The 25358-nt window shown below is 68.0% G+C and carries 21 protein-coding genes and 2 pseudogenes; 12 read left to right on the forward strand and 11 right to left on the reverse strand.

Annotated features, from left to right (window positions below; genetic code table 11):
• Positions 1-152 precede the first annotated feature (152 nt).
• Complete coding sequence (locus HAV18_RS03430) at positions 153-626, forward strand: Lrp/AsnC family transcriptional regulator (RefSeq protein ID WP_059853705.1); 474 nt, start codon at positions 153-155, stop codon at positions 624-626.
• A 30-nt stretch (positions 627-656) separates the two neighbouring features.
• Here HAV18_RS03430 and HAV18_RS03435 read toward each other — a convergent pair whose 3' ends face one another.
• Complete coding sequence (locus tag HAV18_RS03435) at positions 657-1514, reverse strand: DMT family transporter (RefSeq protein WP_166952780.1); 858 nt, start codon at positions 1512-1514, stop codon at positions 657-659.
• Between the two features lie 409 nt (positions 1515-1923).
• On the opposite strand from HAV18_RS03435, the gene HAV18_RS03440 reads away from it, so the two are divergent.
• Positions 1924-3597, forward strand: coding sequence for a phospholipase C (locus HAV18_RS03440; protein ID WP_166952783.1), 1674 nt, complete (start codon positions 1924-1926; stop codon positions 3595-3597).
• A gap of 94 nt (positions 3598-3691) precedes the next feature.
• A complete protein-coding gene (locus HAV18_RS03445; protein ID WP_166952786.1) occupies positions 3692-5110 on the forward strand; it encodes a cytochrome-c peroxidase in 1419 nt (472 codons plus the stop codon).
• Positions 5111-5134: 24 nt separating this feature from the next.
• Here the strand turns inward: HAV18_RS03445 and HAV18_RS03450 are convergent, their stop codons facing one another.
• The 4 genes and pseudogenes from HAV18_RS03450 to HAV18_RS03465 form a co-directional block, all read right to left on the reverse strand.
• On the reverse strand, positions 5135-5866 hold the full coding sequence (locus tag HAV18_RS03450; RefSeq protein WP_166952789.1) for a class I SAM-dependent methyltransferase: 732 nt from the start codon (positions 5864-5866) through the stop codon (positions 5135-5137).
• A gap of 357 nt (positions 5867-6223) precedes the next feature.
• Entirely contained in the window at positions 6224-7546 is a 1323-nt protein-coding gene (locus tag HAV18_RS03455; protein ID WP_166952792.1) for a TIGR00366 family protein, read from the reverse strand.
• Between the two features lie 207 nt (positions 7547-7753).
• Positions 7754-9088, reverse strand: coding sequence for a chloride channel protein (locus HAV18_RS03460; RefSeq protein ID WP_166952795.1), 1335 nt, complete (start codon positions 9086-9088; stop codon positions 7754-7756).
• A gap of 184 nt (positions 9089-9272) precedes the next feature.
• Positions 9273-9658 (reverse strand): annotated as a pseudogene (locus HAV18_RS03465) (amidohydrolase family protein); the annotation flags it as partial.
• Between the two features lie 308 nt (positions 9659-9966).
• Between HAV18_RS03465 and HAV18_RS03470 the strand changes: the two are divergent.
• A complete protein-coding gene (locus tag HAV18_RS03470) occupies positions 9967-11109 on the forward strand; it encodes a porin (RefSeq protein ID WP_166952798.1) in 1143 nt (380 codons plus the stop codon).
• Between the two features lie 216 nt (positions 11110-11325).
• The gene (locus tag HAV18_RS03475) at positions 11326-11628 is read left to right on the forward strand and encodes a DUF4148 domain-containing protein (protein WP_166952801.1); all 303 of its coding nucleotides are present in this window, start codon (positions 11326-11328) and stop codon (positions 11626-11628) included.
• Between the two features lie 115 nt (positions 11629-11743).
• Here the strand turns inward: HAV18_RS03475 and HAV18_RS03480 are convergent, their stop codons facing one another.
• Positions 11744-12691, reverse strand: a complete 948-nt coding sequence (locus HAV18_RS03480; protein WP_027791525.1) for a LysR family transcriptional regulator — start codon at positions 12689-12691, stop codon at positions 11744-11746.
• A 201-nt stretch (positions 12692-12892) separates the two neighbouring features.
• Between HAV18_RS03480 and HAV18_RS03485 the strand changes: the two genes are divergently transcribed.
• Together HAV18_RS03485 and HAV18_RS03490 are read left to right on the forward strand one after the other, a co-directional pair.
• Positions 12893-15076, forward strand: a complete 2184-nt coding sequence (locus tag HAV18_RS03485; RefSeq protein WP_166952804.1) for an FUSC family protein — start codon at positions 12893-12895, stop codon at positions 15074-15076.
• 155 nt (positions 15077-15231) lie between these two features.
• The gene (locus HAV18_RS03490) at positions 15232-15444 is read left to right on the forward strand and encodes a hypothetical protein (RefSeq protein WP_166952807.1); all 213 of its coding nucleotides are present in this window, start codon (positions 15232-15234) and stop codon (positions 15442-15444) included.
• 144 nt (positions 15445-15588) lie between these two features.
• Here the strand turns inward: HAV18_RS03490 and HAV18_RS03495 are convergent, their stop codons facing one another.
• The gene (locus HAV18_RS03495; protein WP_166952810.1) at positions 15589-16698 is read right to left on the reverse strand and encodes a P1 family peptidase; all 1110 of its coding nucleotides are present in this window, start codon (positions 16696-16698) and stop codon (positions 15589-15591) included.
• Positions 16699-16762: 64 nt separating this feature from the next.
• Positions 16763-18169, reverse strand: coding sequence for an APC family permease (locus HAV18_RS03500; protein ID WP_166952813.1), 1407 nt, complete (start codon positions 18167-18169; stop codon positions 16763-16765).
• A 125-nt stretch (positions 18170-18294) separates the two neighbouring features.
• Between HAV18_RS03500 and HAV18_RS03505 the strand changes: the two genes are divergently transcribed.
• Positions 18295-19095 (forward strand): helix-turn-helix transcriptional regulator, encoded by an 801-nt coding sequence (locus tag HAV18_RS03505; protein ID WP_166952816.1) that lies wholly within the window; start codon positions 18295-18297, stop codon positions 19093-19095.
• A 138-nt stretch (positions 19096-19233) separates the two neighbouring features.
• A complete protein-coding gene (locus HAV18_RS03510; RefSeq protein WP_166952819.1) occupies positions 19234-19617 on the forward strand; it encodes a hypothetical protein in 384 nt (127 codons plus the stop codon).
• Between the two features lie 82 nt (positions 19618-19699).
• Here HAV18_RS03510 and HAV18_RS03515 read toward each other — a convergent pair whose 3' ends face one another.
• Together HAV18_RS03515 and HAV18_RS03520 are read right to left on the reverse strand one after the other, a co-directional pair.
• A complete protein-coding gene (locus HAV18_RS03515; RefSeq protein ID WP_166952822.1) occupies positions 19700-20005 on the reverse strand; it encodes a panthothenate synthetase in 306 nt (101 codons plus the stop codon).
• A gap of 188 nt (positions 20006-20193) precedes the next feature.
• Positions 20194-21633: a cytochrome P450 gene (locus tag HAV18_RS03520; protein WP_166952825.1), complete on the reverse strand. Its 1440-nt coding sequence runs from the start codon at positions 21631-21633 to the stop codon at positions 20194-20196.
• Between the two features lie 87 nt (positions 21634-21720).
• On the opposite strand from HAV18_RS03520, the gene HAV18_RS03525 reads away from it, so the two are divergent.
• A complete protein-coding gene (locus HAV18_RS03525; RefSeq protein WP_166952828.1) occupies positions 21721-22656 on the forward strand; it encodes an AraC family transcriptional regulator in 936 nt (311 codons plus the stop codon).
• A gap of 7 nt (positions 22657-22663) precedes the next feature.
• On the opposite strand, the gene HAV18_RS03530 is transcribed toward HAV18_RS03525, so the two are convergent.
• The gene (locus HAV18_RS03530; protein WP_166952832.1) at positions 22664-23041 is read right to left on the reverse strand and encodes a nuclear transport factor 2 family protein; all 378 of its coding nucleotides are present in this window, start codon (positions 23039-23041) and stop codon (positions 22664-22666) included.
• 290 nt (positions 23042-23331) lie between these two features.
• Here HAV18_RS03530 and HAV18_RS03535 point away from each other — a divergent pair, with 290 nt between their 5' ends.
• Both HAV18_RS03535 and HAV18_RS03540 read left to right on the forward strand, forming a co-directional pair.
• Positions 23332-24216: a LysR substrate-binding domain-containing protein gene (locus tag HAV18_RS03535; RefSeq protein WP_059522161.1), complete on the forward strand. Its 885-nt coding sequence runs from the start codon at positions 23332-23334 to the stop codon at positions 24214-24216.
• A 173-nt stretch (positions 24217-24389) separates the two neighbouring features.
• Positions 24390-25342 (forward strand): annotated as a pseudogene (locus HAV18_RS03540) (AEC family transporter).
• Positions 25343-25358 lie beyond the last annotated feature (16 nt).

Raw genomic sequence — 25358 nt, forward strand, 5'->3', positions numbered from 1 at the left:
CGACTGCCGCCGCGCCCGCATTGCTGCGTTCGCACACGAAAATCCGGCGTCAGTTTAGCGTCGCGACGGCGAAATCGGGTTTCGTAACCCGTTCATGCAAACCCTACATTATGAGATAAGATTGCATCCGGGAGACAGATGAGGAAATAAAAATGCATGAACCGGTTCTGGATCGCCTCGATCGCCACTTGCTCGCGATCCTGCAGGAGAACGGCCGCGCGTCGAATCTCGATCTGGCGAAGGCCGTCGGCCTGTCGCCCGCGCAGACACTGCGCCGCCACCGGCGGCTGGAGGAGATCGGCGCGATCCGCCGCTACGAAACCCGGCTGTGCCCCGACACGCTCGGTTTTGGCGTCACCGCTTTCGTGCACGTGACGATGGAGCGCGGGCATATCCGCGACCTGTCGAAGTTCCAGAAACTCGTGTCGGATCTCGCGCAGATCCAGGAGTGTTTCTCGGTGACGGGCGATATCGACTACGTGTTGAAGGTCGTCGCGCGCGACTTGAAGGGACTGTCCACGTTCCTGCTCGAAACGCTGATGCGAATTCCCGGCGTGAGCGGCGTGCATTCGAGCGTCTGCCTCGACGAGATCAAGTGCACGAGCGCGATGCCGGTGGAAAGCTGAAGCCGCGGGCCGCACGCCCGGCCGGCCCGTTCACCGCACCGCTTCAAACGCACTGATCAGCAACGCCCCCGACGCGATCACCACGCACCCGGCCGCCCGTCGCGGCGTCAGCCGCTCGCCGAGATACACGCGTGCGATCAGCGCCGCGAACACCACGCTCGTTTCACGCAGCGCCGACACCGGCCCCATCGGCGCGCGATCCATCGCCCAGATCACGATGCCGTACGCGAGCGCCGCGAACACGCCGCCGCACGCGGCCTTCGCCGTTTCGCCGACATCCTGAGTGAGCCGCAACGGCCCCGCACGCAGCCGGTAGTACGCGGCCATCATCGCGCCCGTCAGCACGAACATCCACGCGGTATAGCCGACCGTGTTGCCGCTTTCCCGCACGCCGATTCCATCGACCACGCTGTAGGCCGCGATCGACACGCCGGTCGCGAACGCCGTCGGCAGGACCTGCATCATCCGGTGCTTCGCGTCGCGTCCGCGCTCCAGGCCGATCGCCATGATGCCCGCGCAGATCAGCACGAGCCCGCCTTGCGCGCCGACATTCAGGTGCTCGCCCGCAAACGCCGCTGCGCCGAGCGTGACGAGCAGCGGCGCGGTGCCGCGCGCGACCGGATACGCGACGGTCAGGTCGCCGTGCTCGTACGCGCGCACCAGCAGCAGCGTATAGACGACGTGGAGCACGGCCGATGCGATGACATAGAGCCAGCTCGCCGGCGTGATCGGCGCCGCGGCCGGCAGGAACAGCAACGCGAACAGCCCGATCGCGATCTGCAGCACCGTGGCCGACCGCAGCCGGTCGCCGCTGCTGCGGACGAGCGCGTTCCATGACGCATGCAGGAACGCCGCGCACAGAACGGCAAACAGAACGGGGATCGGCACGCTGAATACTCCCTGACGCGCGGCCACGCGAAATCGTCGCCGCAGGGCGTTCATCGTATGAATACGTCATCCGATTGTCAAAAATGCACTGCGCAGCACCCTGCGCAAACCGCGCAGCGGCGCCCGTTCGCCGGCCTCGCCCGCCCCGCGCGGCATCCGCGGCCGTGGCCCCGCGCGTCGCGGGATGTGACGCAAAGGTGGCAGGCGGTCCGCCCCTTTCCGTTCTCTTTCGACTCGCGTTCCGCCGTAATGAAATCGATACCGCAGCGCAATCGCCACGAAATGACTCCGTCCCCATATCTTCATACGGGACTGTTTCAATGCGCGTGCTCTCTCACGAGCCCCGCGCCGAACCGACACGGCGACGGGGCCGCTCTCCACCATCGAAGACCTTACCTGGAGTTTCCCGATGTTCCGTCAAGCCTTGCTCGTCACCGCCTGCGCAGCCGCGGCGCTGGCGCTGTTCGCCTGCGGCGGCAGCGACGATCCCACGTCGACGCCTGCCGTGTCGTCGCAGGATGCGCTGCAGACCACCACGCCGATCAAGCACGTCGTCGTGATCTATGGCGAAAACATCTCGTTCGACCACTACTTCGGCACCTACCCGAACGCGACGAACCCGTCGGGCGAACCGGCGTTTACCGCGAAGGCCGGCACGTCGACGCCCAACGGCCTGACGGGCACGCTGCTCACCGCGAACCCGAACTTCACGAACACGGCCAACGGCACCGACGCGGCGAACCCGTTCCGCCTCGACCGCACGCAGGCCGCGACCGCCGACCAGAACCACGCGTACACGGCCGAGCAGCAGGCCGAGGACAACGGCCTCGCCGACCTGTTCCCGAAATACACCGGCAAGGGCTCGTCCGGCGGCGCCGGCGCGTTCGGCACGAAGGGCCAGGTGATGGGCTACTTCGACGGCAACACCGTGACGGCACTGTGGAACTACGCGCAGCGCTTCGCGATGAGCGACAACATGTACACGACGTCGTACGGCCCGTCGACGCCGGGCGCGCTGAACGTCGTGTCGGGCCAGACCAACGGGATGCAGATCGTCAAGACGTCGGCACAGCCGTCGACGCTCGCGAAGAGCTCGTACTACATCAATGACGGCGCGGGCGGCCTCACGATGATCAACGACGTCGACCCGGGCAACGACGTGTGCTCGAGCACGACCGACCAGGCGTTGATGAGCGGCAAGAACATCGGCGACCTGCTGAACGGCGCGAAGATCACGTGGGGCGGCTTCATGGGCGGCTTCAACCTGTCGACGACCAACAGCAACGGCACGACGGGCTGCGCGCGCAGCACGGTCGCCACCGCCGTGAACGCCGCGACGTCCGACTACATCCCGCACCACAACTGGTTCCAGTACTACGCGTCGACGTCGAACCCGCAGCACACGCGCCCGAGCTCGGTCGCGGCGATCGGTTCGAGCCTCCAGACCGACGGCAAGACCGCCGAACCCGCGAACCACCAGTACGACACGGACGACTTCTTCGCCGCCGTGAAGGCCGGCAACTTCCCGTCGGTCAGCTACCTGAAGGCCCCGGCCGCGCAGGATGCTCACGCGGGCTATTCGGATCCGCTCGACGAACAGGCGTTCGTGACGAAGGTCGTCAACTTCCTGCAGCAGCAGCCGGACTGGCAGAACACGGCCGTGATCGTCACCTATGACGATTCGGACGGCTGGTACGACCACGTGTACACGGCACCGACGCGTTCGTCGTCCGACCCGGTCGACCAGGTCAACGGCAACGGCAAGTGCGGCACGGGCGGCACCACCGGCGTGAACGGCTCGACCGTCAACGGCCGCTGCGGCCCGGGCGTGCGGATTCCGCTGATCGTGATCTCGCCGTATGCGAAGCAGAACTACGTCGACCACACGATGATCGACCAGTCGTCCGTCGTGCGCTTCATCGAGGACAACTGGCTCGGCGGCCAGCGCATCGGCGGCGGTTCGTTCGATGCGACGGCAGGCGACCTGCGCAACCTGTTCGACTTCACGTCGAAGCCGAACACGGCGCCGCTGTACCTCGACCCGACGCTCGGCACTGCATTGAGCGCGGCACCGGCAATCTGACCGGTATTGCATGACCGCATGGCCGGCGCCTCACGCGCCGGCCGTTTCCGTTTAACGCGCCGCTTCGTGCGGCGCCCGATTTCCGACCGACAGCATGACAGCTCGCCCTGCGTTCCCGTCTCCCGACGCCTCCGGCACCTCCGCGCCGCGCTCTCCTTCCCGCCTTCTGCGCCGCGCGGCCTTCGTGATCGGCGCCGCCGTGCTCGGCTATGGCGCGTTCGCGATCGCGTTCCCCGCGCAGGTACCGGCGGCGATCGGCACCGTCGTCGCCGACTGGACGGGCGCGAACCCGCATCCGGTCGTGTTGCAGCGGCCCGCCGCGCAGCCGCTGTCGGCGGTCGCGCAGCTCGGCCGTGCGCTGTTCGCCGATCCGTCGCTGTCCGCGTCGGGCAAGCAGTCGTGTGCGTCGTGCCACAGCCCCGATCATGCGTACGGCCCGCCGAACGCGCTCGACGTGCAGCCGGGCGGCCTCGCGATGACGCAGCAGGGCTATCGTCCGCCGCCGTCGCTGATGTACCTGTACCGCCAGCCGAACTTCAGCATCGGCCCCGACGCCGGTGAAAACGACGCCGCGCCGACCGTCGCGCAGCAGGCCGCGTCGGCCGCTGGCGTAGTGAAGGCGCAGAAGGTGGCCGGCACGTCGGCCGCGCCGCAGCTCGTGCCGCAGGGCGGGATGTTCTGGGACGGTCGCGCCGATACGCTGCAGCAGCAGGCGTTCGGCCCGCTGCTGAATCCGGTCGAGATGGCGAACGCGAGCATCGACGACGTCGCGCGCAAGCTCGCGCAGTCGTCGCACCGCGCGCAGCTCGAGCAACTGTTCGGCGCGCGCGTGTTCGACAGCCCGCAGCTCGCGGTATCGGAAGCGATGTTCGCGATCGCGCGCTACCAGGTGGAGGATCCGTCGTTCCACCCGTACAACAGCAAGTACGACCGCTGGCTCGAAGGCCGTGCGCGCCTCACGCAGGCCGAGTTGCGCGGGCTGCGCCTGTTCAACGATCCGGACAAGGCGAATTGCGCGGGCTGCCATCTGTCGAAGGCCGGCAAGGACGGGTTGCCGCCGATGTTTACCGACTACCAGTACGAGGCGCTCGGCGCGCCGCGCAACAAGGAACTGGCGCAGAACCGCAACCCGGCGTTCTACGATCTCGGCGTGTGCGGGCCGTTCCGCGACGACCTGAAGGACCAGACGCAGTATTGCGCGATGTTCCTCACGCCGACGCTGCGCAACTCGGCGACGCGCCACGTGTTCTTCCACAACGGCGTGTTCCATACGCTCGACCAGGTGATGGCGTTCTACAACGAGCGCAGCATCTCGCCGCAGAAATTCTATTCACGCGGCGCGGACGGCAAGATCGACGAGTACGACGACATTCCGCCGAAATACCGCGCGAACGTCGACGTGACCGACGCGCCGTTCGATCGCAAGGCGGGCGACAAGCCGGCGATGACCGCGCAGGACATCAAGGATATCGAAGCGTTTCTGGGGACGTTGAACGACGAGCCGGTGCGCTGAGCGCCGCTCGCCCGCCGCGCGGCGTCAGCTGCGCGCGCGGATGCAGAGAAACGCCGGCGCCTGCGACAATTCCGCGTGAAGCCGCTCCGACTCGGCCTTCATCTCCGCCAGCGGCAGCGGCTCGACGAAGCGCTCGAGCCGCCAACCGGCGTCGGCCACCGCGTTCAGGATGTCGCCGAGCGGCCGCCGGTAGGCTTCGACAAAGGGTTTCGGCTCACCGAAACCCGACCAGTGGAAGCCGAAGCGCGACGTATCGAAGTACGTACCCTCCCCGCGCGTCCGCTCGTCCATCCAGTCGCGCATCGGATGCGCCATCGAAAACACCAGCGTCGCACCCGGCCTCGCGACGCGTTTGAATTCGCGCAGCGTCGGCGTTAGATCGCGTACGTAGTCGAACGCCAGCGAACACACGATCTTGTCGAAAGCGTGGTCGGGCAGCCATGCGAGCGGCGCCGCGAGATCGCCTTCGACGACGTCGACCGCAAGGCCCGCGCAGCGGGTTCTCGCCAGCGCGACCATTTCCGGTACCACGTCGAACGCGTGCACGGTCGCGCCGTGTCGTGCAAGGTGCGCGCTGCAAATGCCCGGGCCGCAGCCCGCGTCGAGCACGGCCAGGCCGTCGACGTCGCCGAGCAGCACCATCGTCGCGGGCCGCTCGTACAGTGCGTTGTGCGCCTTCGTCGGCGCGATGTCCGCGTAGCGTTGCGCAAGCGCCGCGTACGCGCGGCGACCGGGAGGTTCGTGTGGATCGTGCATGCGGCCTCCATCGAGGTGAACAGGGGATGATTCTGCGCGATCGGACAACGGATGGCGAGCGGCCCGCGCCCCTGCATGACGAAAGGCTGTCGAGCAACCGGTATCACGCGCCCCCGGCCGCGATACGGAAACGCTGCAAGCGGTGAAACGGAATCGGCCGGATCGGAGACGGTGCGATCGAACGGGCTACCGGCAACGCGAAAACGGGCTGAGGCTGCTCGTGGCCGCGTTCGTCGTCCGGCGTTCGCGAGCCTCGCATTGCGTCGCGGACACGAGCAGCCCGATACGCGGTCGCACGCTAGACAGTCGGCATGATGCAAACCGCGCGATGCGGACTCCCGCATCGCGCCCGCTCCGTCAGAACAGATACATCCCCGCGACGAACACGACGCCCGAGAACAGCAGCGTCGTCACGCAATAACCCATGATGTCGCGCACGCCGAGCCCGGCGATCGCCAGCGCGGGCAGCGCCCAGAACGGCTGTGCCATGTTGGTCCAGGCCTCGCCGTACGCGATCGCCATCGCGGCCTTGCCGAGATCGGCGCCGAGCGCTTGAGCCGCCGGCATCACGAACGGGCCCTGCACGACCCAGTGGCCACCGCCCGACGGCACCGCGAAATTGATCACGGCCGAGCTCAGGAATGCCAGCAGCGGGAACGTGTGCACGTTCGCGATATCGACGAACCACTTCGTGATCACGCCCGCGAGCCCCGAGTGGTCCATCAGCGCCTGGATGCCCGCGTAGAACGGGAACTGGATCATGATCCCGGACGCGCCGCGCGCAGCGCCTGCCACCGCGCGCGCATAGGCCATCGGCGTACGGTGCAGCAGGATGCCGGCCGCGAGGAATGCGAGGTTCACGGTGTCGATGTCGAGCGCGAAGCCCTTCTGCACGAACTTCAGCACGAGGAACGCCGCACACAGCGCCGCGACAAGGACCGACAGCGCTCGGCTCTCCTCCATCCGCTCCGCGAACGTCGCGTCGGGCCCGAGCTGGCGCTCGACGCTCGGCGGTTCGGCGAGCAGTGCCGGATCGACGCTGACCACGTCGCCGGGCTTCGGCATCATCATGCGCGCGAGGAACGGCAGCATCACGATCAGGCCGATCGTGATGAACGCGTTGTAACCGGTGAAGATCGTCTGCGACACGGGAATCAGCCCGATGGTCTTCTCCATCGGATTGCCCTTCGTGGCCGCGACAAGCGGGACCGAACCCGACAATCCGCCGTGCCAGCTCAGGAAGCCCATGTACGCGGACGCGACGAGCAGCCGGTAATCACTGCCGGCGACACGACGCGCCACTTCGCGCGCGAGCATCGCGCCGAGCACAAGACCGAAGCCCCAGTTGATCGCGCACGCGAGCGCGCCGACGAACGCGACGAGCATCACGCCCTGCCCCGGCGTGCGTGCGGTGCTCGCGAGTGCGACGAGCATGCGCTTCACGGGCGGTGAGCTCGCGAGTGCGTGACCGGTGACGAGAATCATCACCATCTGCATCGAGAAGGCAAGCAGGTTCCAGAAACCCGAACCCCACATCGTCGTGAGCTGCGCGGGCGAATTCGGCGTGAGGCCGAACGCGAGCGCGAACGTGACGACCGTCAGCAGGATGGCGAAAATCAACGGGTCGGGCAACACGCGGTGGACCACCTGCGTGAAAAAGCGGGAAATGCGCTGAATCAACTTGAGCTCCTCGTTTCCTGATAGGGACGTCCGCGCGTGTCGTTGTTGGTTGGTGCGCGGGTCGCGCGGATTCTTGCACAGAACCGAAGAACGCGCTCTGGATTGCGCGGCTGCGATTGCGTGCTGACGCGATCGTGGAAACGGGGAGGGAAACGGCGGCCGGCGGTGCAATCGGCGCCGCCGGTGAAAAGGACGGCTGCGCGTGCGTTAACGAACGGCAGTCGCAGGCGTGCTCACGGCTGCAACCGGATTCACCTTCCGCTCGGCCAGCCGCTGCGCAAACCGGTACGCGACAAGCGAGCCGGCCACGGCAAGCAGCATTGGCACGAGGCTGTCGTGATCCACGCGGGTGAACTCGAGCAACAGCACGACCGCCGTGATCGGCATCTGCATCGACGCCGCGAGAAACGCGGTCGCGCCGACGAGCGCGCAAGCGCCGATCGACGCGCCCGGCCACACGAGGCTCCACAGCCCGCCGAGCACGACGCCGAGCAGCGCGCCGTTCGCGAGGCCGGGCGTCAGCAGGCCGCCTTCCGCGCCGGCCCGCAGGCTGCCGGCCTCGATCAGCACCTTCAGCACGAGCAGCGCGGCGGCGAGGCCGATCGTCAGCGTGCCGTCGAAACCCAGCGACGCCGGGCCCTTGCCGTTGCCGAGCAATTGCGGCAACCGCATCGCGAGCACGCCGATCACCGCGAAGTTGATCAGCGCGAGCACGGGCAGCCGCCCGTCTTTCGGCGCATTCGCCCGGGCGCGCGTCGTGAGCCGCACGAAGCCATACGCGGCGAAGCCGAACAGCGGCCCGCAGACGATCGACCACGCCACCAGCGGCGTGCTCAGCACGAATGGCGGCACCGTGTACTGGTGCTCGTTGCCGAGGCCGATCCATGCAACGGCCGCCGCGATCGCCGATGTCGCGACCGCCACGACCAGCGCTCGCAGTTCGAACGTGCCGAGCAGCACTTCGAGTACGAAGATCGCGCCGCCGAGCGGCACGTTATAGACGGCCGCGAGGCCTGCGCCGGCACCGCACGCGACCATCAACCGGCAATCGTCCGGAGTGAGCCCCGCACGGTGAGCAAGCTGCCCGGCGAGCAGCGAACCGATCTCGCGCGGCGCGACTTCACGGCCGAGCGGCGAGCCGAGCGCGACGGTGACGATCTGCAGCAGCGCGTGAATCGTCGTGCTGACGACCGGCATCCGCGGATCGGCCGCGCGCACCGCGCGGCGGATGCTGACGAGCGGCCGGCCATACCGGTACAGCGCCCACCAGCCGCCGCCGGCGACGAAACCGCAGACGATCAGCACCACGAGCCGGCGCAGCGGATCGGCGTCGGTCACGCCGGTGAGGAAGCTCTCGGTGCCGATCACGTGCGCGACGCTGTAGCCGAACGCGACGTGCTGGATCGCATGCAGCAGCAGCGCGAGCAGCATGCCGCCGAGGCCCGCGCCGACACCGGTCAGGATCGTGACAACGGCCACGCGCGCGAACGGGCTGGCGGCCGGCGAAGAGGATGCGGGGGCGGACGGGAGATCGGGGCGCATGGGGTCGGCGAATGGGGTCGGCGAATGGGATCGAAAGGACGGCGCGCGACATGCGCGCCGTCGTCAGGACCGCATCGTAGGCCGCCGCCCATCATGAGACAAACGTATTTTTCGAATCGACTCATGCATTTTGTGAATGCATGGGTGCTGACAAGCCGTGGCCGCCTGCGACTCGCCGCCCATCTCAATCCGGATACGTGATGCGCTCCGGTTCGCGCCGCGGGATCACCTTCCCGTGACGGATCGACAGCGTGGCCTTTGCCCGCCGACGTACCGCTTCGTAATCGCTCCACGTCGAGCATGACGAGATTCGCCGGACGCCCGGCCGCGACGCCGTAGCCGTCGCCGTCGCCGTCGCCGTCGCCGACATGCATCGTCGTCGCGCTGCGGTCGGCCACGAAGTCGACGGATTGCTGCAGGACCTGGGAGCCGATCATGTGGCAGACATGGAGGCCCGCATCGAGCACGCGCAGGATGTTGCCGTTGCCGAGCGGATACCACGGCTCCTTGATCGAATCCTGCCGAGCACACGTTGATGCCCGCGCGATCGAGTTCCGCGACACGCGCAACGCTCGTCGTGGGCGTGGGCGCGAACGATCCATTCTCTGCGCGCCGGTCGCGCCGCTCCACCGCCGTGCCGCGCTCCGCGCATGTTGCAACGACGCGACAGCACGCGCGCGACGGCGGGATACCACCCGCGTGCGACCACGCAAAAACCACCAGCGTCCCGCGCGTGCGGCGCGTCGTGTCAGTTTTGTGAAGGACTCTTGCCGGATCCGGAAAGGTGCGCTCGCCGCCCCCGGCGGGCTTGCGCACGCGTTGCGTTCCTATACTTGCGCCGCACTTTTGTTCCCCCTCCCACACGCAGGAGCCTTCACTTGAAAAAGACCCTCATCGCCGGCGCATGCGCCGCCGCACTGTTCGCCCCGCTCGCTCACGCACAGAGTTCGGTCACGCTGTACGGCCTGATCGATGCCGGCATCGTCTACACCAACAACGCCAACGGTGCGTCGCTGTGGCGCCTGAACAGCGGCACCGTCAACGGCAGCCGCGTCGGGTTTCGCGGCACCGAGGATCTCGGCGGCGGCCTGAAGGCCCTGTTCGTGCTCGAGAACGGCTTCAACGTGAACAACGGCGGCCTCGGGCAGGACGGCAAGCTGTTCGGCCGCCACGCATACGTCGGCCTGAGCCAGAACGGCTACGGCACGCTGACGCTCGGCCGCCAGTACGACACGATGGTCGATTTCGTCGCGCCGCTGTCCGCCACGTCCGGCGACTTCGGCGACACGAGCTTCGCGCATCCGTTCGACAACGACAACCTGAACCACTCGCTGCGCATCAACAACGCGGTCAAGTACACGAGCGAGACCTTTGCAGGCTTCAAGGTCGGTGCGATGTACGCCTTCTCGAACGCGACCAGCTTCGGCGCGAACCGCGCGTACAGCGTCGCGGCGAGCTACACGAACGGCCCGCTGAAGCTGGCCGGCGCGTACCTGCAGATGAACGGCACGAAGGGCTCGACGAGCGCGAGCCCGGGCGCGACCGATGCGGCCGAAGCGAAGAGCCTGAACCAGGGCGGCTGGTCGATCGGCTCGGACCGCATGCGTTCGTACGGCGGCGGCATCAGCTACGGGTTCGGCCCGGCCACCGTCGGCTTCGTCTATACGCGCTCGCAGTACGACAACACGGGCTCGTTCGGCTCGACCGGCCAGGTCGCGTTCAACAACTACGACGTGAACGTGCGCTATGCGGTGACGCCGGCCGTCAGCCTCGGCGCGGCCTACGTGTACACGGACGCCAGCGTGTCGAACCCCGACAGCAAGCACGGCACCGATCCGAAGTGGCACCAGGTCGACCTGCAGGCCGTCTACAAGCTGTCGCGCCGCACGGACGTCTACGCGGAAGCGATGTATCAGCACGCCTCGGGCCGAGGCTACCAGGCGTTCATCAACGGCTCGGGCGGCGCATCGAGCACGGCGAACCAGATCGTCGGCACGATCGGCATGCGCACGCGCTTCTGACCGGCGCGATGCCTCGTCGCCCGACGGCCACGCACCTGCGTTCGCACGCGGGTTCGTTCGCCGCGGGCGGCTTGCAGCAATGTTGTTCCATCTGGAAGGCAGCCTGCCTGGAATCGGGGTTTTTACGCGCGCGGGCGCTGCGTAGACTGCCAGCGAAGGTCAGGGTCACGCATCGCGCGTCGACCCGGCCACCTACCCCGTACCCAGGAGAACCTCGTGAAATCGCTCGTCGCTACCGCCGCCGCTGCCGTCCTGCTCGCTGCACCGGCCCTGTCGTTCGCCCAGTCGGCACAGTCGCCCGTCACGCGCGCGCAAGTGCTGCAGGAGCTGATCGATCTCGAATCGGTCGGCTTCAACCCGGCGCGCGGCGAATCCGTCAACTATCCGGACGACATCCTGGCGGCGCAGGAGCGGCTCCACGAAAAGCGTCTCGCACAACAGAAGGCTGCGCGAGACGCATACGGCCCGGCCGGCGAGCCGGCAACGGAATCGGGCGCGGCGGCCAAGCCCGCGCAGTAACGGCATGACGATGCGCCCCGCCCGCGTGAACGATGTACCGTGGGCGCGGCGGGTCGCGTTGGCGTAGCTCGCGTGAAGAGAAGAAGCCGGCGGTGTGCCGACGCGCGTTGGTCGCTCAGGCGGCCTGCGGTTCGCGGTCGATCGCGTTCAGCATCTCGACGTCGCGCGCGATCATCCCCGGCACCTGGGCACGCAGCATCTCGACCCACGTCCGCACCTTCGCATCGACGAAGCGGCGTGACGGATACAGCGCATAGACGTTCATCTTCTGCAGGATGTGCGCGGGCAGCACGCGTACGAGCGTGCCGTCGCGCAGCGCGTCGATCGCCGAGTACAACGGCAGCATGCCGATCCCGATACCGTCGCGAATCGCGAGGGCGAGCGATTCGGCGGTATTGGTCTGCACCGGCCCCGCGACGTGGATCTGTTCGACGCCTTCGGGCCCTTCGAGCACCCATTCGTGCGTCGGGAACGCCGGCGTGCACAGCGTCAGGCACGCGTGCGCGGCGAGATCCTGCGGACGGGCCGGCGCGCCGTGGCGTTTCACATAGTCGGGCGACGCGCACAGGATGCTGAAGGTCGAGCCGAGCAGGTGCGACACGAGTTCCGAATCGGGCAGCGACGACGCGGTCACGACGGCCATGTCGCTCGTCCCGTCGAACAGGTCGGGCATGCGCTGCGACAGCGACAGCTCGATCGACACGTCCGGGAATTGCGCGTGATAACGCGTCAGTGCAGGCAACACATAGTGATGACCGACGCTCGCGAAGCTGTGCATGCGCAGCACGCCGGCCGGCCGTTCATGCGCGCAGCTCGCCTCTTCTTCCGCGCGGTCGACGTCGGCGAGGATCTGGCGGCAGCGCCGCAGATAGCTTTCGCCGGCCGACGTGAGCGCGAGACGGCGCGTCGAACGATTCATCAGACGGGTGCGCAGGCGCGCCTCGAGCTCCGACACCGCGCGCGACATCGCGCCCGTCGTCGAATTCAGCGATTGCGCGGCGGCGGTGAAACTGCCCGTCTCGACGACGCGCGAAAACACCCGCATGTTTTGTAGGGTATCCATTCCTGTGAGCAACCTGTAGCGGAGCCGCTATTTTCCTCCACTGGATGCGACAGATTGTTACTCCGGCTGCAACTATCGTTTCCCCGTAGCTGCGTTAATGCGCGGGCGCCGCGCTCCTACAATCGGCGCCTCACCAGTCGAACAGACCCGTTCGGACGCGCCGCGGCACCGTGCCCGGCCCCGCTCGGGCCCCCTCTTTTCATGAAGCCACAACCTGCGATCGAGCGACCTTCCATCGAACCGGCACGATGGAGGACATGGCTCGATCCACTCGGCGACGCGGCGCGCGACTGGGCCGCGAGCGACGGGCTGATCTGGCTGCACCTCGCGAAAACCGTGTTCGCGGCGCTCCTCGCGATGGGCATCGCGATGCGCCTGGAGATGTCGCAGCCGCGCACGGCGATGACGACCGTGTTCGTGCTGATGCAGCCGCTGTCGGGGATGGTGTTCGCGAAGAGTTTCTACCGCGTGCTCGGCACGGCGGCCGGCCTCGTCGCCGCGCTCGCGCTCGGCGGGCTGTTCGCGCAGCAGCCCGAGCTGTACATGGCCGGCATCACGCTGTGGATCGGCACCTGCATCGCGCTCGCCGTGCGCAACCGCCACTTCCGCTGGTACGGCTTCGTGCTCGCCGGCTATACGGCCGCGCTGATCGGCCTGCCGGCCGTGATGACCCCGCAGACGCTGTTCCAGTCCGCGCTCACGCGAGCCGCGGAAGTCGCGCTCGGCATCGCCTGCTCGGGCGCGGTCAGCGCGCTGATCCTGCCGCTCAGTTCCGCGAAGGCGCTGATGCGCTCGCTGGGCACCCGCCATGCGACCTTCGCGGCGTTCACGGCCGGCGCGCTCGCGGGCGACGTCGCACGCGGCGATTTCGAGCGGCGCTTCGCCGATTTCGTCGACGACATCGTCGGCTTCGAGGCCAACCGCGCGTTCGCGTCGTTCGAGGATCCGCACATTCGCGCGCGCAGCCGCCGCCTCGCGCGGCTGAACAGCGAGTTCATGAACGCGTGCACGCGGCTGCATGCGCTGCACCAGCTCGTCAAACGGCTGCGCGCAAATGGCTCGGACGCGGTGCTCGATGCGCTGGCGCCGCATGTCGATGCGCTCGCGCAGCGCTTCGCCGCGCTACGCGACGAGCGACAGCGCGGCATCGCGCCGGCCACCGGTGCGCTGCTCGAACTGCGGCGCTTCCACAGCGCGTTGCCGAAAGCCGCGCGCGCATCGCGACGAAACATCGAGGAGCATGCAGCCGGCGGCCTGCTCGACTTCGATACCGCGATCGAATTGCTCTACCGCTTCATCGGCGAATATCTCGGCTACGCCGACACCTATGCATCGCTCGACCAGGACGATCATGCGTTCGAGCGCTCGGTCACGCATTACGCGGTGAAGACCAACTCGTTCTTCGTCGGTTTCGCGTTCCTGCGCACGATCGTCGCCGTCGGCGCGATGAGCGCGTTCTGGCTTGCCTCCGAATGGCCGAGCGGCCCGCTCGCCGTGATCGCCACCGCGATCGCGTGCGCGCTCAGCTCGACGTCGCCGCGCGCGCCGAAGTTCGTGGCGCAGATGAGCGTCGGCGCGGCATTCGCGACCGCCGTCGGCTACGTGTTCCTGTGCTACGTGTATCCGAACATCGACGGCTTCCCGCTGCTGTGCGCCGCGCTCGCGCCGGTGCTCGGCCTCGGCGCGTTTCTCGCGATGCGGCCGGGATTGTCCGGCTACGGGATCGGCTTCGCGGTGTTCTTCTGCCTGCTCGCGGGGCCCGACAACGTGATCGCTTATACGCCCGAGGTGCTGATCAACAACGGCCTGGCCATCGTCATCGCGATGCTCGCGTGCTCGCTCGTGTTCGCGGTCGTATTCCCGACGCAGATGCCGTGGCTCACGGGCCGCATCGCGCACGACCTGCGCCGCCAGGTCACGCTGGCGTGCACAGGCACAACGGACGGCCTCGCGCAGCGCTTCCAGTCGAGCACGCACGACCTGATGGCGCAGCTGCGCACGCTGCTCGTGCGACGCACGCGACAGCATCGCGACGCGCTGCGCTGGATGTTGTCGACGCTCGAAGTCGGCCACGCAGTGATCGACCTGCGCGACGAACTGAACGCGTTCTGCGCATCGAAACCGCCGCAAACGCTGCGCTGGACCGGCTCGATCGACGCGGTGCTGCACGAGCTGCCGCGCTTCTTCGACGATCCGACACCCGGCCATCACGCACGCACGCTGAAATCGGTGAATCTCGCGATCCGCGCGGCGCAGCACACGCTGCAGGCGTGGTATGCGGTGCCCAACGAGCGGCACCGCATGCAGCGCATCGTCGGCTGCCTGCACTTCATGCGCAGCGCACTGCTGGACAAGGACGCGCCGTTCAACCGGCATCGTCATTGACGCCATCGACGCCATCGACGATCGGTGCGCGCGCAACGGGATCCTTGTGCCGGATGGAAATAAGCTCTACAGCCACGGTGATTAATCTTTAAGCAGTGCGAGCCTATAGTTTCCTCACTGCCAGCGAGACTGGCACTCACCCAGGAGAAACCCAAATGAAGCCGCTGCACCTCGCCCTCGTTGCCCTGTCGCTCACCGCTGCTGTTGCTCACGCACAGCCGGCACCGGCAGACGTCGCACCGCAACAGGCGAACCGCGCCGAAGCCGTGAAGGCCGCCGGCCGCGTCGATCGTTCGCAATCGAAGCAGGAAGACCCGAACGCCTGTGTCGGCCCCGTCAGCTTCTGCAACATCTACTTCGGCAGCTGAGCATGACGCCGCGTCGTCACGGCCAGGCCCGCACCGCCCGCGTTGAATGCGCGGGCGAGCGGCGGCCCGGCCGATCGCGGCCCGGCCGATCGCCGCATCGCCGCTCCACCCCACGCCGCTTCGATTGAAGCGGCGCATGCCGTTTCAGGCGCCGCGCCCCGGCCGCCAGCCCACCTCGCGCAACGCATCGAGCAAGCGCGCCTGCCCCAGCCCCTCGACCCGCGCACCGCGCGACTCGACGTCACCGCCCGCGACGAGCGCGTTCACGATCGCTTCCTCCACTGCTTCCGCCGCCGCGACGAACAGCGCGGAAATATGGTCGTTGTTGACCATCTTCACGCCGGTGGTCGGCGCACCCTTGCTGCCGTAGTTCGCCGCCGGCAGGCCGTCGTTGCCCGTTGCGAACGCAAGGAAGATGTCGCCGCTCGAATCCTCCGTGCCGCCGCCGACCCGCGCGAGCCCGACACTGGCACGCTGCGCGAGGCGCGTGCATTGATGCGGCAGCAACGGCGCGTCGGTCGCGATCGTCACGACGATCGAGCCCATCCCGGCCTCGCCCTGCGCGTCCGGCGCGCGGAACGGAGAAGGCACGTGCCGCAGTACCTCGCCGACCGGATAGCCGGCCACGCGCAGCATCTCGCGCACGCCGTAGTTCGCCTGGACGAGCGCGCCGACGGTCCAGCCGCCCGCATCGGCCGCGAGCACGCGCGACGCGGAGCCGATGCCGCCCTTGAACTCGTGGCAGATCATGCCCGTGCCGCCGCCCACGCCGCCTTCGGCAACCGGCCCCGATTGCGCAGCGGCCAGCGCGCGCAGCACGTGCGCGGCGCTCACGTGCTGCCCCCAGATGTCGTTCAGCAGGCCGTCGTAGGTTTCCATCACGACCGGCATGCACCAGTACACGCGGCCCGCCGCGGCTTCGCGCTCGTTCGCGACGAGCGCATCGCGCACCGCACCGACGCTGTGCGTGTTCGTATAGGCGATCGGCGTGGTGAGCAGGCCGGCTTCGCGGATCCATTCGAGCCCCGTCGCGTCACCGTTGCCGTTCAGCACGTGCACGCCCGCGAAACACGGCGAATCGTGCGCGGCGCCCGCGCGCGGCTCGATGACGGTGACGCCGGTGCGGATCGACGCGTCGCCGTTCTCGACGCTCAGCGTGCAATGTCCGACCCGCACACCCGGAACGTCCGTGATCGCGTTGAAGCGGCCCGGCGTGCCGAGTCCGATGCGGATGCCGAGATCCCTCGTGCGCATGATGCAATTCCTCCAGTGTTTCAATGGTTCGGTGTTTCGTTACGGCAAGGCCTCGATCCGGCGCTCAGAGCGCGCGGAATGCTTCGCTGTGGCGCGCCCAGACAACGTACATCACGAGTGCGGCAATCAGCAGCCCGGCGATGATGATCAGGTCGGTCGGCTTCGTCGCTGTGGCCAGCGTCGTGTAGAGCGTGTACGCGGCGCCCGCCACCGCGACGAGCGGCGTCACGGGCCACAACGGCATCCGGTAATGATGCTCGACGTCACGGCGCACGAACCGGCTCGCGAGCGCGGCCAGCCCGACGACCAGATAGATCAGCAGCAGCAGGTCGACCGTGAACGCGGTCAGTTCGTCGAGGCTCGACACGAACACGAGCCCTGCCGACGGCACCGCGAGCGCGATCGTCGCGAGCCACGGCGATTCGAGGCGCGGATGAATTGTCGAGAACGCGCGGTTACAGGTACGCGACCAGAGCGCGTGCCGGCCGCTGCTGTACAGCAGGCGACCCATCGTGATCACGATCGCGATGATCGCGTTGAACACCGACAGGAAGATCCCGGCGCTGACCACGCGCGACACGGCCGGATTGCTCAGCGAACGCACGACATAACCGATCGGGTCGGCACTCTTGGTCAGCTCCGTCAGCGACGGCGCGCCGAGCACGATTGCCGTGAGCGGTACCAGTTCGACGACGAGGATCACGAGCAGCGAATAGATCACGGCCTTCGCGACGTTGCGGTTGCCGCCGCGCAGGTCTTCGGCGAGATATGCCGCGGAGCCGAAGCCGTTGTAGCAGAAGATCGCGGTGCCGATCGCGGGCACGATGGCGGCGAGCGTCGCCGGCACGAGCGCGTTGCCGCTCGCGACGACCGGCGCGACCAGTACGTCGGCGCCGCGATGCAGCGAGCCGAAACCGAGCCCCGCGATCAGCATCAGCACGCCGATCTCGACCACCAGGAACGCGCCCGTGATCCACGCGTTCGTCTTGATGTTCAGCATGCCGAGCAGGTAGCTGAGCAGCACGATCGTCAACGCGACCGACTGGTTGCTGAAGTGCGTGCCGAGCGCATTGTTCAGGTAAGGCGCGGCGCCGCTCGCGAGCACGGCGGGGATGAATACGCTGACGGACAGCACCGTGATGAAGGTCAGGTAGCCGGGCAGCGTGCCGAACACGCGCTTGGCCATCACGTATTCTCCGCCCGCGCTGCGGTGCGCGGCGCTGAGTTCCGCATAGCAGAGCGCGAACGCGAGCGCGAGCACGCCGCCGAGCAGAAACGACAGCACCGCTCCGCTGCCGGCCTGCTGGATCGCGAACGGCGCGATCACGAAGATCGAGCTCGCGGGCGTCACGCCCGATACGGTGATCATCACCGCATCGCGCACGCTGAGCGTCTGCGACAGCGCGCGCGGCGCGTCTTCCGTGGCAGGCACCGCTTGCACGGTGCCAGTCGATTCCGACATCATCGCCATTTCGTTCCTCCTATCACGCTGTTTTTTGAACGCCCATACTCGGGCCCGACTGATTGCGTGGCAGTCTAGGAAGCCAATTTCAGGACCGCTATTCCCCCTTCGTGTTACGCCCTTCCGGTGGTGGTATGGATCGTCTCTTTTCCGAAATCGCAATGCACCAGGCGCTCGGCCGCGCAATCGATCATCTCGGCCAACCGCGCTTCTGGCGGTTCCTGGTGCTGCTGCTCAATGAAATGGTGCCGTTCGACAACGCGCTCGCGACCGCGGTCGGCCGCGACGGGGTGCCGCTCGTGCTCGAAGAGTACGACACGGGCGGCACCGATGCAGCGTCGCCCGTGCCGCTCTACCTGAACGGCGTGTATCTGCTCGACCCGTTCCTGCAGGCCGCGCACGACGGGCTCGCCGACGGCTGTTACCGGCTCGAGGAAGTCGCGCCCGACCTGTTCCGGCAGAGTGAATATTTCCTGAGCTACTTCCGCGACGCAGTGGGCGACGACGAGATCCAGATCCTCGTGCGGCCGAACGCCGACATGCTGCTGTCGTTGTCGCTCGGCACGGGCACGCGTTTCGAAGTCGAGCCGCTCGGCAAGCTGACGGCCGCGATGCCGTGGGTGCTCGCGGCGATCCGGCAGCACTGGCGGCTGGTGGGCGACGCGGCACGCGTGACGCCCGACGCCGATCTCGGCGCGCGGGTCGAGCAGGCGCTCGCCCGCTTCGGCGCGGGCGTGCTGACCGATCGCGAAATGTCGATCGCGCGAATGGTGCTGCGCGGCAATTCGTCGAAGGCGATTGCCGAGCGGCTCGCGATTTCACCGGAAACGGTGAAGGTGCACCGGCGGCACCTGTACGCGAAACTCGGGATTTCTTCGCAGCCCGAGCTGTTCTCGCGCTTCATCCAGGCGCTGGGGGAAGACGCGGCCGGATGAATGCGTCGATCCGGACGGATGGCAACCGGCGCGGAATCGGGCACTATCCGTGAAGTGCCGCATGCCGTAGTCATCGGGTGACGCCGATGCGGATGCTCCGTCGACAACAAGACTGCCCGAAAACAGGAATCCCGACTCATGTCACTCATTCCGATCCTGGGAATTGGCTGGCTGTTTCTGTGCGCGCTCAGCGCCGCGTCGCTCGTGCTCGTGCCGCCTGTGGTGCTGGTCGCCTGCCTGATGGGGAAGAACGTCTGGTCGATCCTGACCCGCGGCCGGCTGCAGTTCGCGTTCCTGGCCTATCTGGGTTCCGCGCCGGTGCTGGCGGTCTTCACGTTCCTGCTGGAAGCCGGCGCCGCGGCCGGGAATGCCGGCGGCGCGGCGTCCGACGCCGAGGTTCAGTGGAACGAACGGTTCTTTTTCGTGTTCGTTGCCGCGGCGGCAGTGAGCGGCCTGCTGTTGATATTGCGACCGAAAGAGAGGCAAACCGCGAACGTCGAGCCGCCGCAGGCTGCGCGATAGCCGGCGCGCGAACGCCGCGCGATGCCGCGCGCCCGGTTTTCGGGCACGGGCACGGTCATGCGCTGCTTCCCGCTGCTTCCCGCTACTTCCACTTCGCGCCGATCTGCGCGAGCCCGGCGTTGCGGAGATCGTCCGGCAGCATCACCACGCGGAACTCGCAGTCTGCATTCAACATGAGGAACCACGGCTCCGCGAGCGCCGGGATCTGTGACGGGTCATCCAGATTGACGATCACGACCGCCCCGCGCCCGCCGTTCTGCTCCGTGAAATACACGGCCTCCGGCTTGACCGCATCGAGTATTCGCGAGATCACGTCGCCGACGCTGCCGTCGCGCACCAGCGTGTTGAACGGTTCGTGAGGGATTCGTATGTTGAGAAGCATGCGCATGACCATCCTCCTTGGGCTCCGCCCGGCGTGGGCCCTTCAAGCATAGGTGCTGCGCGATGGCGCGCGAGTGACACGACAAGCCGTTGCCGGCACGCATTCACATTCCGACGATTCGATGACGCCGCATCGCGCGAACGGCAATCGCTCGCGCGATGCAGGCCGGGTCGAATCGACCGTTCATGCCTCCATCATTCGGAGACCGTATCGGCCGCCAACCCCGTCGGTGCGATCGCCAGATGCAACGCCTGCTGCGGCCGCAGCGTCACGTTCAGCACCGCGCGCGGCGGCGTCATGCCGGGCGGCACCGACAACACGTAGCGCTGCAGGACCATGGCGGCCACGACGGTCATCTCCGTCATCGCCAGATGCTGCCCGAGGCACACGCGCGGGCCGGTGCCGAACGGCATGAAGGCGCCGCGCGGCAGCGCCGGCGCATCGTCGGCGAAGCGCTCCGGGCGGAACGTATCGGGCTCCGGGAACCATCGCGGATCGCGCTGCATCAGTTGCAGCGGCAGCATGAACAGTGTGCGCGCGGGAAACTGCCACGCGCCCAGCGCGATCGGCCGCGATGCGCGACGGCTGATCAGGATCGGCGCGGCCGGATACATGCGCAGCGTTTCGTCAAGTGTCTGCGACAGGTAACGCAACGACGAGCGCGTCTCGGCCGACGGCGCGTGACCGCCCAGCACGCGGGACACCTCGTCGCGCGCGGCCGCCTGCACGGCCGGATTCGCGGCCATGCACCAGGCCCACCAGGTCAGCGTCCCGGCGGTGGTCTCGTGGCCGGCCATGAACGCCGTCACGCATTCGTCGTGCACGGCCTGCAGCGGCCATTTCCGCGCATCGGCCCGATGCAGCCGCAACAGGCGCGACAGCAGATCGTCGGGCCAGGTACGCTCGGGCCGGTCGAGGCGCGCATGCAGCTGCCGGTCGATCAGCCCCTTCAGCACCGCCATCGCGCGTGCCGTGCGGCGCTTCCACGGTACCCAGTTCGGCATGTTCACCGGCTGGTAGAACGCCGCGTTGGCCGCGGCGCTCACCACGCGCACCGCCTCCTCGGCTGCGCGTGAATCGTCGCCGATCGTATCGGAGAACATCGTGCGCATGATCACGTCCATCGCCAGCGACGTCAGCGCGCTTTCGATCGGCCAGCCCGGATCGCGCGCGGGCCATTGCGCGAGGGCGTGACCGGCCGTCGCCGCGATCGCCGGCACGAACGCCTGAACCGGCTTCGGCATGAAATTCGGCTGCATCGCCTGCCGTTTGTCGCGCCACGCGTCACCTTCCGCGACCAGCACGCTGTGGCCGTGGACCTCCCCGAATACGCGGATAGCGCGCTCCCAGCGCCCGAGCGCATCGTGATGCGTGACCAGCAGCTCGCGCACGAGCGCCGGATCGGTCACGGTGACGGCGTGCTCGGGCCGCACGCGCAAGTGCACGACGTCGCCGTAGGTGCGCTGCCAGCCCGCGAGCGTGCCGATCAGGTCGCGCGACATCGTGCGCAGCAACCCCCAACCCGTCAGGCCGGCGGGCGGCCCCGGCGGCCATACGCCGGGCGGGTGAAGTACGGGCGCCGGCGCAGCGGTGTCCGCGTGGAATGGGCATTGGGAAGAGGATCGTGTGTTCATGTGCCGGATTGTCCGCATCGGCACCCCTGCGGTCTTGAACGCAAACGACATCGACATGCGTCGGGCCGGTCCCTATACTGCGGCGTCATGTTCTCCGGCCCGCCATCGATTCCGCTGTCATGTCCCGATCCGCTTGCACGCGCGCCCCGCGTGGCGGGCGGCGGGCGGTCGCCGCATGCGCGGCTGCATCCCGCACCGGCCGCGCTGCAGGGCGCGGTGGTCGCGATCGTCCTGTGCGACACGCGCGGCGTCGCGTTGAGCGACGCGCAACGGCTTTCGCACTTTCCGGCCACGCCGCTCGTCTGTGTATCGTGGTACCGGGATCTCGACGTGGGCTTCATCGAACCCACCCCCGACGGCCCGCAATGGCGCCCCTTCGGCGCGACGGCGACGCTTTCGGGCAGCCATTCGGCCCCCACGGTCGCGTGGGCGCCGACGGGCGGGCTGATCGGCATGATCTGTTTCACCGCCGATGCCGCGCGGACATTGTTCGGCATCGCGCTGCCGGACATCCACGACCGCGTGCTCGACGCGCACGCGTGCCTCGGCCACGACTGGCACCCTCTGCTCGATGCACTGATCGGTGCGGATCGCGACGCCGACGTGCTGGCGGCAATCGATCGCCATCTGGCGCCTCGCTGGCAGGCACTGCGGCCCGCGACCGCGCTGTCGTCGCTCCGCAACGCGGGACGCAGCTGGGTCGGGCGCCTCGCGCTGCAGGCGCGCGAATGGCGCGGCACGCACAGCCCGCGTCAGGTCGAACGGCGCATCAAGACCTACAGCGGCCGATCGCTGCGCGAATGGCAGGCGCTCGTCAGGACGGAAAGCGCGTTCTTCGCGGCGCGCGACCGGTTCGAAGCCGGCGCCGCGTTCAACTGGGCCACGCTGGCGCTGGACGAAGGATTCGCCGACCAGGCGCACCTGAGCCGCGAGGTCAAGCGCATCACGGGATTCTCGCCGAGCGAATTCACGCAGCGCTTCATCGACGACGAATCGTTCTGGATGTACCGGCTGTGGGTGTAGCCCGCGCTCAACCGCGTGGTTCGACGAACTCGCCGTCACGCGCATCGTGCGGCACATTCCAGCCGAAATACACCTCGGCCTCGACGATCCGGCCATCGCGGACACGCAACCGCTCCGCATTCCGGAACCGCTTGCCGCCACGCGTTTCCGCCTCGTACACGACGAATACGTGTTCTCCGTGCGCGACGACGTCGATGAAGTCGAAGCCCGTGAGCATCGCGCTGTTCGGCCAGCAGCGCGCGAAATAAGTGTCGCGGTCGAGCCGGTTGTCGAGCGGGCTCGTGAAATGAAAGTCCGGCGCAATCAGCGCTTCAATCGCGTCGCGGTCCTTGTCGGCGTATGCGCGGTAGCACGCACGCGCCACATCGCCGGGATTCGGCAGCATCGTCGGGTCCTCCTTCAACGATCGACGCAAGCGTCGCTCGCGTCGCTTCGGATAGTGCGGCGGAACACGCCTGGCTGCAACCACTCCGACAAGCGTCGCCGCGGGCAGCCCGCGCGTGCCGTCACACGCCGGCGATGCCACGGTTGCCCGATTCGGCGGCCACGGGCATGATGTCCGCGAACTTGCCGGTTGCATTGTCCGCTTGCGTATCCCGCCGGGTTCACCGCCTCCATGCGACCCGTCACGCGAGCAATCCGCATGCCGCCCCCGCCTCTCACGTCACTTCGCCCATGTCCCTCCGCGCATTCAGAACGCTGGTCGCCATCGCCCGATACCGGACTTTCGCACGCGCCGGCGAAGCCATCGGCCTCACGCAATCGGCGGTGAGCCTGCAGATCAAGACGCTGGAAAGCGAATACAACGTGCAGTTGTTCGATCGATCGCGCCGGCAGCCGGTGCTCACCGAGGCCGGCAACATCCTGCTTGCGCAGGCCGAGCAGGTGCTCGCGATGGTCGACCGGATTCCCGATGCGCTCAGCGACGAGAAGAAGCTCGTCGGCCGCCTGCGGATCGGCGCGATCCAGACCGCGCTGTCCGGCCCGCTGCCCGACGCGCTGCTCGCGCTGCGCGCTGCGCACCCGGGGCTGCGCGTGCACGTGTCGGCCGGCATGTCGGCCGAACTGGCGAACCGCGTCGCGGCCGGCGAACTCGACGCGGCGATCACGACCCGCCCAGTGCGCCCGCATCCGGCGGAACTGACGTGGACCACGCTGTACGAGGATCGCTTCTGGCTGCTCGCGCCTCCTGACCAGGCGGAACGCGACGCGGGCACGCTGCTCGACGCGCTGCCGTTCATCCGCTTCGATGCGCAGGCATGGGCCGGCCGCATGATCGCCGCCGAGCTGCGCCGCATCGGCGTGCGCGTGCGCGAGGAGATGGTGCTGGACAGCGCGGAGACGATCGCGCGCATGGTGGCCAGAGGGCTCGGCGCGGCGATCGTCGCGCTCCCCGATTCGACGCTCGCGCGGCTGCCGCCCGTCACGCGTTTGCCGTTCGGCCAGCCGCAGATGGGGCGCGCGGTCGTCCTGCTCGAACACCAGTCGCGTCCGGCCGAACGTTTCGCGCGTGCGCTGGCTGCCGAAGTCACCGCGTCATCAATGAGAATTTCTCATTGAACACCCGATAATTAACAATTATTCCTGTTGCTTGCGCGTGTTAACTTGGCGGCATCGTCACTCTTTCGATTGCGTGTCGCCATGTTGCCCGCCGGATGGATGCCTGCCTCGTTCCGCCGCTTTGCGTGCCAGCCGCTCGCGGCGGCCGGCATGGCTCGTGTAGAGGTGCGCCGATGATCGGCCCGATCCTGCTTGCGCTGGCGCCGGTCGCGCTGCTGGTCGCGTTCGGCCACGGCCTGCGGCGCACGGGCTTCATCGCCGACGCGTTCTGGCCGCAGGCCGAGCGCCTGTGCTACTACGTGCTACTACGTGCTACTACGTGCTGCTGCCCGCGCTGTTCGCGGACGGCCTCGCGAACGCGCGGCTGCAATCGCTGCCCGTTTTACCGCTCGCGGCAGCGCTGATCGGTTCGACCGCACTCGCCGCGGCGCTTCTTCTGCTGGTCCGCCGGTTCGTGCGGGTCGACGGCGCCGGCTTCACGTCGGTGTTCCAGAGCGCCGTGCGCTTCAACAACTATGTCGGCACCGCGCTGGCGGCCGGGTTGTTCGGCGCCAAAGGCATCGCGCTCGCGGCGGTGTGCGTCGCGGCGATCGTCCCGACCGTCAACCTGATGTGCGTACTCGTGTTCGCGCGCTACGGCGACACGCGGCTCGGCTCGGCGGCGCTCGCGCGCCAGATCCTGTCGAATCCGCTCGTCGTCGCGTGTGCGCTCGGGATCGCGATGCAGGCCGGCGGCGTCACGTTCCCGGCGGCCGTCGAGCCGGCCGTGCGCGCGCTCGGTGTCGCGTCGATGCCGCTCGGCCTGCTGTGCGTGGGCGCGGCGCTGAAATTCGATGCGGCGCGTGCGTGGCTGCAGCCGGTGTGCGTCGCGTCGGCGTTCAAGTTCATGGCGATGCCGCTCCTCACGCTCGCCGCCGGCCGGCTGTTCGGGCTCGGCGATGCGGCGCTGACGGTCGCACTGCTGTTCCAGGCGCTGCCGACCTCGTCGGCGTCCTACATCATGGCACGCCAGCTCGGCGGCGACGCGCCGCTGATGGCCGGCATCACCGCGTTCCAGACGATCGCCGCGGCGCTCGCGATGCCCGTCGTGCTGACCGCGCTCGCGTCGGCGCCCGCGTTTCGCTGACGACGCAACGACCGCC

Origin of the sequence: Burkholderia sp. D-99 (assembly GCF_011605345.1) — a bacterium.
Classification (GTDB): Bacteria; Pseudomonadota; Gammaproteobacteria; order Burkholderiales; family Burkholderiaceae; genus Burkholderia.